Below are 13,853 nucleotides of genomic sequence, written 5' to 3'. Positions count from 1 at the left end.
TTCCATGCATAAATTCATTCTTAGCTAACATTTGCTTTTCGTTGTGATATCTTTTCAACAAAACTAATTTTTTACTTTTACCTGATCTGATTACATCATTTACAAATTCTTTGGCTTTGTTATTAATAACTGGGGTCAGAGTAAAATTAAATCCGTCATTCCTCTGTTTTTTTGCGCCAACCAGCAGGCCGCCCCACCTTTTGAGCCGTCATCCGATGCCCGGTCAGGCTTTCGACCTCAGCGGCAAATCGCTCGTTGCCCAGCGCCATGCCCTTGTTGGTCGCTAAGCGGATATCGGCCAATAGTTCACCTGCAACATGGTCTTTGAATAGATCACGATAGGCGGCCTGCCGCGGAGCGGGCTCACTGCCAAAAGCCAGATACAAGGGATGAGGGGTGCACAGCGCCGATTCTTTACCCAAGGCATTGATCTGATAACTTGACCATGCATAGTCTGAAGGCAGCTCTACCATCCCCGCCCGCACCGGATTAAGTTCGATATAACAATAAAGCTGAAAGAGGTAGCTCTCTTCCTGCACCAGACAGGATTTGAAACGCCCTTCCCAAAGCGTGCCGCTGCGTTTATAGCTGACATTGAAATAGCGCACATACAATCTGCCCACAGCTTGCATCATGTTGCTGACGGCGTTTTCCGCACGCGGCGTGCAAAGCAGATGCACATGATTTGTCATCAACACCCAAGCATGGATATCCACCTGATATTTGATGGAATATTCAAGCAGCCAATCGGCATAAGCCGCGAAATCTTGCTCGCAGGCAAAACAAACCTGCCGATTGTTGCCGCGCTGTATCACATGCTGGGCAATCCCCACGGGGCAAGTTCTGGGTAGTCTGGCCATACAAAGTCGACACGGTAAGGGAATGGTAGAACTATAGGACAGGGTAAAAAAAGTGACGGTATCTGACGACCAGTTATCTGGTGGAGTTCGGGTGAATGTGTAGCAAGTTGCTACACTTTTACGCGCCGGTCGGGTGCATCGGCTGAGCGACCAAGCGCACACCTAATGCAGCACAAACGCGGCTGATCGTCTCGAATCGGGGTTCGCTACCTGGGCGCAGTGCTTTGTATAGGGCTTCGCGGGTAATGCCGGAATCTTTCGCAACCTGCGACATGCCGCGCGCACGCGCAATGTCGCCGATGGCAGCGGCAAGTAGCGCTGGGTCGTTCTCTTCAAGAACTGTTGTCAGGTATTCTGCTATATCCTCTTCGCTGTTCAGGTATTCGGCTGCATCGAACTCGGGAAGTTCGGAAACCTTAATTCTCTTGGCCATCATCAATCCTCCAAAGATTTTGCTAGCGCAATGGCTCGCCGAATGTCGGCTTGCTGGGTTGACTTGCTTCCACCCCCCAACATCACGATCAATAACTCGCCGTGCTGAACATAGTACATGCGCCAGCCTGGCCCGAAGTGTTCGCGCATCTCAAAAACACCTTCGCCAACAGTCTCCACGTCGCCTAAATTGCCAAGCTGAGCCTTGCGCAGTCGCTTGATGAGGCGCTGCCTAGTTAGCCCGTCCTTCAGGCTCTTGAGCCAAACAGAGAATTCGTCGAGTTGTTTCACTGTGTATGTCATGAACAAAGTGTAATCGAGTGATTACACAAAATCAAATCTTGATTCCGGCATCGACCGCGGAATAGCTGGGGTCAGAGTAAAAGCGGAGTCCCATTCACCCACTTTATCAATCCCACCCGCAATCCAAGCCCGCCCCCAGCCCACACAGCACATTCCGTCAAATGCATCATTCCACTCTCACACCAGCGCAGTCAGCGTGCGCACAAACGTTGCCAGAGTGGCAGATGTTGATATAGGTAGCACTAAATGCTACATTTTAAACATGCTGAATCGAATCTTCAAAACAGATTCCTTTTCCAAGGAGGCAAAGAAATCTGACATCGCCGATAAGGTGCTATGCGCCGCAATCAAAGAAATTCAGCTTGGGCAAGCTGATGATCTTGGCAGGGGCGTTTGGAAGAAGCCCCTGAACAAAAACCAAGACCGCTCGATCATCTTGGCTAAAGGTGGCAAGTATTGGATTTTTCAATACCTTTTTCATAAAAAAGATAGAGAAAATATTGATCAGGCAGAGTTAAAAGAATTCAAAAAGCTCGCAAAAATCTTTGAGAAAATAACCACCGCTCAAATTGTTGCGCTGCTTGAGCATAAAGATTTAGTGGAGATATGTCATGACTGCTAAAAGTAAATACAAAAGTGATGCTTTTGCATCCATCCATGGCACAGCATCAGCATTGCTGCGTGTTGGTGCCATCACCCAAAAAACAATGCGCGAATTCGACGAAAGCTGCTTAACAAAACCTAAAGCTTTTAGTGCGGAAGCAATCAAAGCACTACGTGAACGCTATCACGTCAGTCAGCCTGTATTTGCTCGTTATCTCAACACAACAGAATCAACGATCCAAAAATGGGAATCTGGTGTAAACCATCCAAGCGGCGTTGCTCTGAAAATGCTATCTATCGTCGAAAAGCACGGGCTAGAAATTCTACTTTAAGTGTACGACTCGCAATCAAGCATGATGGATTCATGCTATTGCGATTTCCCTATAACCATAGCTATCTACACAAGTCAGTACACTTGCTCCTCCCTTTACAAAAGGGGGATTTGGCACTGTTTTATTTACAAAGTGTGCCCACTACAATATTCACAAAGGCCCCTCCCTCAATGCAATCCCCCTTCAAAAAGGGGGAAGTTACGGCGCTGAAGTAGTGTCATAACCTTGTGTAGATACTTATGCCTATAACGGCAGTCCTGTCGCCAGCATCTTCTCGCACAGCTCTATCCTACGGATTGGGTCAAGAATTTGAGTAAACATGTAACGACCGCATTCTGCTTGTTTCCGAAGGTAGTAAAACAGAAACAAATTATTTTCGAGAGATCTGGGCTGCATATCGTTTACACACGGCCAGTGTGGAAATGAGTTAAATGCGTGCGGTGCTACGCGATTTTGGGATAAATCCAGCCTACATTTAAGCCAGAAAGTGTAGCAACTTGCCACACTTATGGATGCTAAAACACCGAGTGCAGTTGGCCACTTTAATAGGTTTTTAGCCGTGTGGCGTTCTGCGCAATGATGTTGCCTATGTGCTTTTGGCTGGTGCTGCGGATATCGTATTGCTTAACCAGCTGGGCAAAGGTGGCGGATACGACCAGTTGCCGCTCCAGTATTTGCGCTGCCCAGCGCACATCTACCGTGCATTGCTCGGCCAGCCGCAATAGGTGGGCGCGGGTGATATTTAGCGCTTCACCGCAAACATCCATCTGGTGATAGCCACTGGGGCCAGTACAAAAGGTCAGATCGTAAGCGGGGGATAGCACCCAGCGGCGGTCTTGTTGCAATAGGTAGGAAAAGTTTTTTGGATGATCGTCGCGATTATTGAATAGCACATTAAAAACGGTGCGCTCGTATGCTTTTTGTACTTCGCGCTCGTCTTTAGTTAAAAATCGCGTCGCACGCAAAAACGTTGTGTAATCCACCGTGCCAGGCAGGCGAAAATCAGCGTGCAACAGGCCAGCCAGCGTGTGCGTAGGAATACGCATCGCCCCTGCCACATCAAAGCGCTCTATTCCAAATGCGGCCAGCTTGTTATCAAGATCTATATAGCGTGTGGCGGGTATCGCCAAGCCACAATCACGCGCCAATTGGGCGTATAGGTTTTCAATCGCGCAGACTTCTTTATGCTCGTTTTGCGCCTGAAATTTAACCAGCCAAGGCACACTTCCCGTAAAGGCTTGTGTGCTGATGTGATCGCTGCCCACTGCGTAATGCACCAATACCTTAGGGCGCGCACCGTGTGGCGAGCCACCTATCAAGGCCAGCTGCTTTAAGATGGCACTGTCTTGCCCATTAAGTAAGGCTTGCGCTTGCTGCGCCAGATTAATTAAGTGCACGTCGTCCGTAGGTAAGCTTACCTCGCTGGCGGGCAGAAAACTCAATGCGCCCATTGCCCGGCTTGCAATAAATGACAAACGATCGAGTACCGATATGCGCTCTGCAGCCATGCCATTTTGGCGAAACAACCTATCCATTAACAATAAGCCCCAGCCATCGGGCAGCGCATCGGCAATCAAGCCCGGCAGGCCCAGCTGGTACGCAGGAAAATCGCTATAAGCTTGTTGGCGTACTTTAAGGTGGCGCGGGGATAATTCCAGGCCTTGTGTGATGGCCTGTGTACTGTATTCAAACAGCAGTTTGCGCCCATCATCCGCCAGCGTGCCAAGATGCCAACGCTCGCCCCAGCCTTCATAAAATACATCCACTTTTTTAATCATTTCGCACGCGTGCTCTTGCTGGGCGCGCGTTTACGCTCGACCAGTTGGGCGCGTTCCATTTGGGCTATCGAGCTGGCCACTTGCAGCTGAAACAGCGCAGCCAGCTCATCGGCAAGCCCTAAAGCCATCACAATGCGAATGGCAGATTCCAAAGACGCAACTCCCGTGCTTTCCAAATTTTTAACCGTACCCACGGCCACACCCGCGCTGGTGGCCAAGTCTTTTTGGGTGATGGCTTGCGCCAAGCGCTGACGCTTAAGCCGCAAACCCAGCTCAGCGCAAATTTCTGCATACGTAGCAAAAGTAAAGTCCAACATTTTGTCTTTTAGAAGTAAATTAGTATTGATATAGCCATTATACTAGCTATAAATACAAGGCAGTGCCTTTATAAAATATAAAAGCTAATAATTTGGTTTTTATGTTGATTAAATATACATAGTAGCCATATTTTTGCACTTTAAATAAAAAAGCAAACCCATACTTGCCACCGCATTAGTCAGCACTTACATACAAATTTACTCATTTTTATGCACGCAATGGGCCAAATTTCTGGCTACACGCTTGTAAAAGCAGGGTGTAGCAAGTTGCTACAGCTTTAGTCTTACGCTATATTCCACCGCCATTTCACATGCCAAGCTTAAAAATCCTTACAAAAGATTGAACTCAAACACCACAAATAATTTTAAAAACCTTGCAAAAACCCCTGCTTACCCAGATAATTACGTGACTCTGTCACTTAATTTAACAAGAAAGCCAGTAATGGCAAAGGAGCATAAATGGAGCTTGCAGTTTATATTCACTGTGTGGGCGATCAGGCCGCTGCACAGTTATTTGGCGTCACCCTGCGCGCAGCCAGCTCTTGGCGCAGAATGGAAAGAGCACCCAGCCCGCAACAGGCATTAAAAATAGTGGAATTAAGCGAAGGCAAAGTCGATTGGAAAGGTATTTACGCCCCCTATGCCCGGCACAGGCGAAGACAAAGCTGTCGGCGCGAGCGAATTGAATTAGAAAATTAAATCAGCGGCTTATTCTAAACCGCTACAAAACTGATCCAGCAACACCCCCGCCATCATCACCGGCGCTGCTTTATGCAATAACACCCGATTTCTGCTTTAAATCAAACAATTAAAACCAATATGCTCATATCGCCTGTACCTATTTAATTACCACCTGTTCATCAATTTGAGCTGTTCACGTTTCATAAACCATAAATGAACAAAAACATTACCTTATCGGGCCAGTAAACACACAAACCCCACAAATAGTGGGCCTGCAAAGTGCAGTATTCGCCCAATGGCGTAGTATCAAGTAAATACCTCTAACGGGAAGCCCTCAGCTGTGGCCCGCCCGCTTTTTATTTAACCGCGTTCGCGGAAAAATCTCCTTCCCTTCAACTCTGGCGCACCGCGCCCATGCCGATACCCTATGAGCTTACCCAGCCACCCCGCTATTCATCCACTGCGCCAAATCAAACCCGCCCCAGCGATGGCAGAATACACATCCATCCCTGTTCCACGCTTAGCGCCACCACAAAGTAATGCGGCGGCCGATATATTAAGCTGGCCATTTGAAGAAGCCGCCCTGTGGGATACCCCGCTTTGCGAGCAAGCCCCCGCCATAGCCAACGATGCAGGCCAAGCGGGCTATGCTGCCAAACTGCTATTTGCTTATTTATTAGATATTGCCGGGGAGATGGATACCAGCACTCCGCTTACCGTGCACTTACCCGGCAGCCATGATGGTGCTTTTGCCTGGCAGCTGTGGTGCAATCTTTTAGAGCGCGCTGGGCAGCTGGGCTTACCGCCTTTGGTATTTCGCCTTTATCACGCGCTGCCCCATTTAGCGGAGCAAGAAGACATTGCTGCATTAATTGCAGAAGGTTTGTGGATTTTAGCCGCGGGCAACCCCGAGCCACAGCAGGGAAAACATGCCGCTGTAATTGCCCACGGCCATTACAGCCAGCGCCCAGCGCGTATAGCGTGGTGTGATTATGGCGAAGCCTATAGCGCCGAAGTGGCTTTGGATGATGAAGCACTAAATTGGCGAATCACACCTTTAGATCCACAGCATAAAAACATAATCAGCGTTGAAATAGGCCAGAGCAGTAATCAACCCCCGCTAGCGCCTTTATTTAGTAATCCTGAACAGCAAGCACTGGTAGCCAAACAGCAGGGCCGCGCCGATAGAGGTGTAGTCAGCTTAGCCATTGGCTTACTTTCAGAAGTCGACGCACTCAGTAAGGCACACCCAGAAGGATTATTACTTTGCATTAGCGATTTAGCCCACGGCCGACACCTGCCACAAAGCTTACCCGCCACACAGCAAGCTATTCCCCTCAATAGCGAAGCATTGGCCGTGAAATGGCCGAGCCTGAAGCAGCACCACCGTGCAAATAAACTATGCATCAGCGGCGTATTAGGCAATGAAGCTCTTCATTTATTGAGCACACTGGCACAAAACGATGCCGATGCTGAAATATTATTTGGCTGTAAAGAAACAAACCCCACATTGGGCGCGCTGATCCGGCATAGCTATAACCCCACCTGGCTATTACCCCATTTAAAAGAATTATGCAGCAGTGGTGTTGATTTAGAAGAAAGAGCCAATTGGTGCCGCGCACTCGATCATGTATGGCAACGCTGCCGCCCCAATGATAAACATATCTTTGATCTCGCCAATTTTGCCGTGCATATCGGCCAATACGCCGTAGCCCGTGCAGGGTTTTTAGATGTATTGGAACACGCCGACACACCCGGCCCCGCATTACATAATCTGGCACTGATTGAGATCACCACCGGAAATCAAGAACACGCCAGCACATTAGTAAATGCACTTGAAACCATTGATCCAAATCACCCGAAAACCCGCGCACTACAACAACGCTATCAAGAATGGCTAGAAACCCTGAAAACTAAGCAACATTTAATTGAAGCACTTGAAGATAAAGAAACAGGGCTGCGATTAACCCCACTAGGGCCACAACACGCCAGAGAATTAGCATGGGCCTGCCGTGATGAACATTTATCCATCCTAACCCGCTTACCCGATCTATCAGGCAGAGCATGGGCAGCACAATGGATAGCAGAAAATAATGCAGATGAAAACGTCTGCGCACTCGCCATTACCCTGCCAGAAACAGGATTAGCAGGCATCTTAATTGTAAGATTTGGCGAACATAAAAACCTGTGTATTAGCGTAGCCCCGGAATGGCAGGAAAAAGGAATTGGCAGCACCGTGCTAAAGCTAATTAAAGATAAAGGATTTGAATCAGAAAGATGGCTGGGAAATAAAAGATCAGCAAATCTATTAATGAAATAAACAAACCTTAAGGAGCACACCTATGAAAAAAGATATAAAGCAAAGCTATACATTGCAAAGTGGAAAGAGCAAAAAACCACAAAATAAAAACAATTAATAATATTAGCAAATGCAAATAGCATGTAATAAACAAAAAAAAGCTTTTAAAAGCACAATAACCCATACAGACAGAAGGTAGGATATATGCAAGAATAAGCAAACGGTAAGCAAAAAGTAAACTAAAGAAAGGATGAGTAAGACTTAACCCTAATCAAACTAAATTTCAGGCAAAGGTAAAAGTGTGAATCCATCATCAGGACTTCTCAGATCTGGTTCGCCCGCAAAACTAGCAACCTCCCCCGGCGGGGCAGATACCTGATGTACAGCATACTTAACACCTGCAGGAACGCCATTAACAGGCCTCAGCGCTAATACAGAAATAGGCTTTTTGACTTCTTCCAGCACATGCTTGTATTTGGCTACCGTTTGCCTGGATAGCTTTGCCGCCTGGGCGATTGCTTCATGCAGCAGTGCTTTGCCCTGTTGCTGCAAGATGCGGCAGGCGGCGCGAATCTGGCCTTCAGTCTTTTGTTTGCGGGCGGAATGCGTGCGTTCTGCCGCTAATGCTTGCTTTTCAGCCAGCGGCAAGCTTTGATCAAGCGCCATAACGCCTCTGTGGCAGCGGCTACTACCGCTGTATTTATCCCATGTCCACCTTGCTACTGATTTAACCGTGGCTCGCAAATCAGATAGGCTTAAATCGGCAGCAAACCCTAGGCTACGAAAGGCGTTTTTATTGTGGGCAAATGCTTCAAGCAAGCGGGTAAAACTCAGGAAAGAGCCTTCAGTTTTTTGCCTGCTAACAATGGAATAAGCGTAATAGCGTAGCTTTTCAAACAGCATGCAGTTGCGGGAATGAGAAACTGCATCCAGATTGGGGCTTTTTGCCCATGGCGATGCGCTGGCCAGCTCTACGCAATCTGCCAGCTCGGATAGCTCGTAGATATGAGGGTGTAGCTCTGAGGTGCGCCACCACGAATGCCCCGGTGTTTTGGCAACCGGGCCGCTGTGATATTCCGTATCTGCTTTTAGCTCGCGCGCAAATGCGGCGTAAATCGCCTTCATATAATGAATAGGCTTAGATCGGGCGCGCTCAGAGGTGCAAACGGGCGCAATGGCGTAATACAGATGCGCATGACCATTTTGGCTATTTTGAACGATCAGATTAGGCGCAGGCAGGCCTTTATCTTGCCAGATCATCGCGTTATCGTGATCAAGATCAAAGATCAGCCAGCTAACAAAGTTAGCTCGGTTAATCTGCATATAGGGATATTTGATTGCGTAATCGCGGGGGCGAATCAGCGCAGCGGTTTTATTATCGCTGCAACGCGCTAAATAGGCGGCCTCTTGCAGCAAACGATAGAGAGCCGTGCCCTCCTGCTGGAAGCGCGGCAATAGCTCGTTTTCAATAACAGAAGTCTTTAATTCACTTTTTAAAGGTTGAGACATACCCTGCCACCCGCTTAGCGGTTGCAAAAATCTTGCAAAATCGGGAGTGGGTACGTAGAATCAAGGATGTGTTTGTTCCTTGATGTAGGTTTTTCTCTCAAAGGTCGCCAAACCTTGAAAGACTCTACTGTTAAAAGACTCTACCGTACCAACAGCCCTGCTGATTATCCAAAGCCGCCTCGCCAAAGGCGGCTTTTGTTTTTTCTGGTTTTGTTTACTCTGGCGTTTCAGCCGTTTGAATCTCTGTAATCGCCGCAGAAACTGCGCGCTCGATCAAAGAGATATCTACTCCTCTTGGAATTTCTAAAGTAATTTTGCTTCGCCCCACCAGCATGGTTGCCAGGTGTTGAGCTTGCGCATTTTTTAATTCGTGGCCTTTGCTGATTTTCAGGCCATTTCGTGCCACGGCTTTACGCTCAATAAAAGTAAGAATGCCTTTGTTTTTAAGCTTGCCCATTGCGGCCAGCTTTAAAGCTTCTGCTACAACCGCCTCAAAGCCTTTCTCGCACCACGCCAAAACCTCATCCACAAAGGTCACGGTTAAAATACGCGGGGTAATCATTAATTGATCGAGAATAGCCGGCGGCAAGCTTTGAAATTTCCATAAAGAACGAATCAGCTTTTCATCGCAGCCTAAAATCTTTGCCAGCTCTACATTGGTAGTGGCGGCATTATGATCACGCAAAATAGGCAATGCTCTGGATTTTTCAAAATCGCTTAAATCAACCCGATTCAAGTTTTCAATAATGGTTACTTTGGCGGATGTTGCGTTATCCAGATCACGAACAATGGCATCAATCTCTGGCCATAAAAGTATTTTTTCATGCGCCTGTAAACGTCGCTCGCCCGCCAGCAATTCATAATCGCCGCTGGGGAGACGTCTGGTCATAATCGGGTGAATTAAGCCGCCTGCTTCAAGGATCGAATCTGCAAGTATCTTTAATTCTTGCGGGTTAAATTCAACACGCGGCTGAAATGGGTTTCTGCATATTTTAGAAAGCGGAATCTTCATGCTCGGCGTTTCTGGGCTGGGCCCAAGAAGCGCAGATACAATACCTTTTGCTATTTCAGCCCGCCCGCCCGCGCTTTCATCACTAATTTGCCGTGATGATTGCAGTAGCTGGTCTACTTTAGTTGGCTTTTTAACTGGCTTATTCAACATCGTTTCCAGCCGTTTCTAATTCATCTGCAAAACCTTCGTAGCCTAATTTTGTCAGAAACTCTTTAGATAATCGGGCAACCGATTTGGCCACCGCCGTATTTGGCTCTGAAAAAACCGAAACCCTGCGCATAATCGCCTCTTTCACTTTTACAGATTCAGGTAGCCTTTCATCAAAAACCATTCCGGGGAAGGTTTCTGTGACGCGCGTTTCTGTCACTTTATCAACGCCTTTTCGCCCATCAAACATGGTGAGTAATGCGCCGATAAATTTAAGATTAGGGTTTTTGGCTCTTTTAACTTCAATAACAGTGGCTTCCAGATCCTCGATCCCATCTAAAGCATACTGATCACCCGCTTTTACCGGCACCAGATAGTGCGTGGCGGCAGTAAGCGCCATCAGGGTTAATTTCCCCAGATTAGGCGGGCAATCAATCAGGATAATGTCGTACGTGCCTTCTTTAATTTTTGCCAATTGCATTGCAATTAAATCGGTATCTTTGCGCCAAAGCTCGATCTCTAATTCACGCATTTTCATCACCATAGGTAGGATAAAAACGCCTGGGAAAATAGAGTCGTAAATACACTCATCAATACGCATATCCGGCCGCTGAATTAAGGTTACGGCGGTGTAATTCAATTTTTTTGGATTTGTTGGGCTAAGCGTAGTGGATGAGTTGCTTTGCGGATCGAGATCGATCACTAGCACGGTCATACCCCGTCTGGAGCATCCATCAGCCAGTTGAACTGTAGTTGTGCTCTTACCCACGCCACCTTTTTGATTAAAAACCGCAACTACATCCATTTTTTCGACCAGAATTGCAATAAACATCGTTAATTGTTGCACGGTAATGCGGCCATAGCAACACCATACGTGAAATATTTATCCATTTGTTGCAATAAAAATAAATCGTTTAAATTCAATGACTTATAATTCGGAATAATTCCGAATGATGAAAAAAGACATAAAATGCGTTAAAACCCACACAATAAAAGCGATAAAAAGTCTCTTAGATTACAAAATTCATGCAAAAAATGATTGCTCATTCTGCATGTTAATAAATATAAGCGTGGGTAGCCTCAACGAAATGCAAAAAATACTTGGCTATTTTGCATAAAACAAAACCAAAAAAGCCTTTAATATCAAATAAAACATGCCAGTTCAATGCTAAAAAAATGCCTTAAATCGCTCTGCATTGCCTTATTAAAATAGGTGCCTCCATGGGGTTTCAGTGAACATTTATTCGCAAGGCCACACACCAGCTGGAGCTAATTAGGAGAGTTGCCATAGATCGCCCTCTGAGATACGTCATGGAGAAGAAGCTGCCTCTTTAGCCAATGCACAGTTATTTTTCAGCTAATCTGAGCCGCCAAATCTAAGCTGCCGAAGCTGAGGCTTTATGCAAGAAGGGAAGGAGAAAACGAAATACGGAGCTTCTAGGCAAAAACGGGGGGGGAGGAGTCAAGCCCTAGAGCTAAGGCACAACTTTATAAATGACGCTAATCTTTGAATGCCTCGGCGCAAGAAGCCAATCTGTTGCAGATCTCATTGAGAGAAAATAAGAGCATGCTGCAATCTATTACAAGAATCCATCGCCAGCGTGGTTCTTAAATAAATTAGCCCGGCGCAAATAGCGCAGTACGGTACGTGGGTCTTTTTGGCCGGTCACTTCCATAATTTTATACAGCTGCACATCACGCTCACCGGCTGAGGTGATAAAGCCCGAGCGTAGGCTATGTGCAGCAAAATCCTTAACATCTAATCCAATAAGACCTGCGTATTTTTTAACAATGCGGCCTATCCATTGCCCGCTCAGCGCTTGCTCTGTAGCGCCACCCGCCCAATCTATCCGCCTGAACACTGGCCCCTCGGTAATACCGGCTTCATTTAGCCATGCTTTTAAACGCACTACGGCCTGAAACTGGCTGCCGTTATATATTGGCTTTTCAAACCCTTTGCCAGACTGATCTGTTTTACTCCGCTGAATATTACAAATAAGATGGCCAACACGATCAAACCTAAGATCAACAAATTGAAGCGCAGCCAGTTCGCTGCGCCGAAAAGCCCCGGCAAATCCAAGCGCCAAAATCGCCCGATCACGCACACCCGCCAACGTATCTGGGGTTAATGCCAGCATCTCTAGCAACTGATGATCCAGCAAAGGCTCTTTCTGATGTTTGGCCTGGCTACCATGTGTGCGCTTAATCCCCGCCAGAGTGGCCCGAACATGAACATGATCAGTGGGGGATGGAATATTTTTAAGCTGATGAATATAGCGAATCGAGGCCATTCGCCTTTCCAGCGTAACAGCCGAAATCCCCCCTTGAGCCTGATTAGCCAAAAACAGGATCAGGCTTTCAGGCGTTGCCGGTACTCTGGAAAGCCCATGTTGATCACACCAGCTACAAAAAATTTTAAAATCAGATTGATAAGCACGCAGCGTAGCCGGCGAAACTTGCGCACGCAGATATGCTAGGGCCGCATCAAAATTTTCTTGCAGCTCCGCAGGTACACCACTAAACCCTAGGCTAATCACCAAATCGCTCATCGCGTATTCCAATAGCAAATTTTTATCAAACAACGCATGGCAGATTCTATTACAAAAAGCCCAAAGCATTTCTTACAAATTAAAGTGAGTAATGCGCCACAAAACAAACCATTCGCAATTTTTGCCAACATCACCCATCACTCTTAAACCATATTTTGCCGCCATATTTTATTCTATGCGAGCAGTCACGATAATGACAGTTATCGTGACTAAGGGGTTTAAGGTGAGAGATGCATTACGACGGCGGCCTACCATTTCCCCCGCTAGGGAATAACTCAGTTCAGCAGCACATTCGCCATCCCATCCAATCGACTTTTCACTGTTTCCCACTGCGGCATCACTTGCCCCATTAAGCGATAAAATCGCTCACTGTGATTGTGTTCTGCTAAGTGGCAAAGCTCGTGCAAAATCACGTAGTCGATGCAGTCTCTAGACGCTTTAACAAGATGAGGGTTAAGGGTTAAACGCCCAGCGGGTGAGCAGCTTCCCCATTGAGTTTGCATGGTCAGGATTCGCAGTGGTGGCTTCTCGCTCACCCATAGTGCCTGCTCCAGCATCGCATCCAGCCTGCGGGAAAAAACGTCTTTAGCTCGTACTTTGTACCAATCAAAGAGCAATTCACTGGTTTTCTCAACTGATTTTTCCCGCACCGTGACTTCAATCCTTCCGCGTAACAACTTCACGGATGGTTTTACAGACGGGTTTTCAATCACCTTTAGCACATACTGTTTACCAAGATAATAATGGCTTTCACCGCTGATGTACTGCCGAGGGCGAACATGCTCTAAGCGGCCGCCAAACTCGCGTAATTGCTGATAAATCCACCGGGCACGCAGCCTGGCTGCTGCGATGACATCACCATCGCTCGCAATTTCTGGCGCGCTGATTTGCACACGGCAATCTGGCAAAACCTTAATTAAAATTTTGCTGGCTTGACCAGATCGTGGCAGCCGTTCAAAACAAATTTGCTCATCGGCATAACTGAAACACAAGTTAGTCTTGCTCGGTATGGGCTTGATAGCGACGCTCAC

14 protein-coding genes are annotated in these 13,853 nt (G+C 47.1%); 4 read left to right on the top strand and 10 right to left on the bottom strand.

Translation table 11 applies throughout. The features are described from left to right. Positions 1 to 155: 155 nt before the first annotated feature. From R6242_RS19120 to R6242_RS19110, 3 genes are all read right to left on the bottom strand, one after another. Entirely contained in the window at positions 156 to 833 is a 678-nt protein-coding gene (locus tag R6242_RS19120; RefSeq protein WP_318429958.1) for a transposase, read from the bottom strand. Between the two features lie 145 nt (positions 834 to 978). Then, positions 979 to 1,296 (bottom strand): addiction module antidote protein, encoded by a 318-nt coding sequence (locus R6242_RS19115; RefSeq protein ID WP_318429956.1) that lies wholly within the window; start codon positions 1,294 to 1,296, stop codon positions 979 to 981. Further along, positions 1,296 to 1,583 (bottom strand): type II toxin-antitoxin system RelE/ParE family toxin, encoded by a 288-nt coding sequence (locus R6242_RS19110; RefSeq protein ID WP_318429953.1) that lies wholly within the window; start codon positions 1,581 to 1,583, stop codon positions 1,296 to 1,298. Before R6242_RS19110 ends, R6242_RS19115 begins: the two co-directional genes overlap by 1 nt. 229 nt (positions 1,584 to 1,812) lie before the next feature. Here R6242_RS19110 and R6242_RS19105 point away from each other — a divergent pair, with 229 nt between their 5' ends. Together R6242_RS19105 and R6242_RS19100 are read left to right on the top strand one after the other, a co-directional pair. After that, a complete protein-coding gene (locus R6242_RS19105; protein ID WP_318429951.1) occupies positions 1,813 to 2,217 on the top strand; it encodes a type II toxin-antitoxin system RelE/ParE family toxin in 405 nt (134 codons plus the stop codon). Continuing rightward, on the top strand, positions 2,207 to 2,530 hold the full coding sequence (locus R6242_RS19100; protein WP_318429949.1) for a DNA-binding transcriptional regulator: 324 nt from the start codon (positions 2,207 to 2,209) through the stop codon (positions 2,528 to 2,530). The genes R6242_RS19105 and R6242_RS19100 overlap by 11 nt, the downstream gene beginning before the upstream one ends. A 542-nt stretch (positions 2,531 to 3,072) precedes the next feature. Here R6242_RS19100 and R6242_RS19095 read toward each other — a convergent pair. Together R6242_RS19095 and R6242_RS19090 are read right to left on the bottom strand one after the other, a co-directional pair. Next, a complete protein-coding gene (locus tag R6242_RS19095; RefSeq protein WP_318429947.1) occupies positions 3,073 to 4,308 on the bottom strand; it encodes a type II toxin-antitoxin system HipA family toxin in 1,236 nt (411 codons plus the stop codon). Then, positions 4,305 to 4,625, bottom strand: coding sequence for a helix-turn-helix transcriptional regulator (locus R6242_RS19090; protein ID WP_318429945.1), 321 nt, complete (start codon positions 4,623 to 4,625; stop codon positions 4,305 to 4,307). Before R6242_RS19090 ends, R6242_RS19095 begins: the two co-directional genes overlap by 4 nt. 459 nt (positions 4,626 to 5,084) lie before the next feature. Between R6242_RS19090 and R6242_RS19085 the strand changes: the two genes are divergently transcribed. Both R6242_RS19085 and R6242_RS19080 read left to right on the top strand, forming a co-directional pair. Continuing rightward, the gene (locus R6242_RS19085) at positions 5,085 to 5,324 is read left to right on the top strand and encodes a hypothetical protein (protein ID WP_318429943.1); all 240 of its coding nucleotides are present in this window, start codon (positions 5,085 to 5,087) and stop codon (positions 5,322 to 5,324) included. Between the two features lie 409 nt (positions 5,325 to 5,733). Then, a complete protein-coding gene (locus R6242_RS19080) occupies positions 5,734 to 7,626 on the top strand; it encodes a GNAT family protein (RefSeq protein ID WP_318429940.1) in 1,893 nt (630 codons plus the stop codon). 255 nt (positions 7,627 to 7,881) lie between these two features. On the opposite strand, the gene R6242_RS19075 is transcribed toward R6242_RS19080, so the two are convergent. The 5 genes from R6242_RS19075 to R6242_RS19055 form a co-directional block, all read right to left on the bottom strand. After that, positions 7,882 to 9,114 carry a replication initiation protein gene (locus R6242_RS19075; protein WP_318429937.1) on the bottom strand — a complete coding sequence of 411 codons (1,233 nt, stop codon included), beginning with the start codon at positions 9,112 to 9,114 and terminating at the stop codon, positions 7,882 to 7,884. A 214-nt stretch (positions 9,115 to 9,328) separates the two neighbouring features. Beyond that, positions 9,329 to 10,276: a ParB/RepB/Spo0J family partition protein gene (locus R6242_RS19070; RefSeq protein WP_052746837.1), complete on the bottom strand. Its 948-nt coding sequence runs from the start codon at positions 10,274 to 10,276 to the stop codon at positions 9,329 to 9,331. Next, positions 10,266 to 11,120, bottom strand: a complete 855-nt coding sequence (locus R6242_RS19065; RefSeq protein WP_318429933.1) for a ParA family protein — start codon at positions 11,118 to 11,120, stop codon at positions 10,266 to 10,268. Before R6242_RS19065 ends, R6242_RS19070 begins: the two co-directional genes overlap by 11 nt. Positions 11,121 to 11,853: 733 nt before the next feature. After that, the gene (locus tag R6242_RS19060; RefSeq protein WP_318429931.1) at positions 11,854 to 12,822 is read right to left on the bottom strand and encodes a site-specific integrase; all 969 of its coding nucleotides are present in this window, start codon (positions 12,820 to 12,822) and stop codon (positions 11,854 to 11,856) included. Between the two features lie 275 nt (positions 12,823 to 13,097). Next, positions 13,098 to 13,853 carry a SprT family zinc-dependent metalloprotease gene (locus R6242_RS19055; protein WP_318429928.1) on the bottom strand — a complete coding sequence of 252 codons (756 nt, stop codon included), beginning with the start codon at positions 13,851 to 13,853 and terminating at the stop codon, positions 13,098 to 13,100.

The sequence above is a fragment of the Iodobacter sp. CM08 genome (genome assembly GCF_033446605.1).
Taxonomy (GTDB): Bacteria; Pseudomonadota; Gammaproteobacteria; order Burkholderiales; family Chitinibacteraceae; genus Iodobacter.
This window is presented reverse-complemented; position numbering and strand designations above follow the sequence as displayed.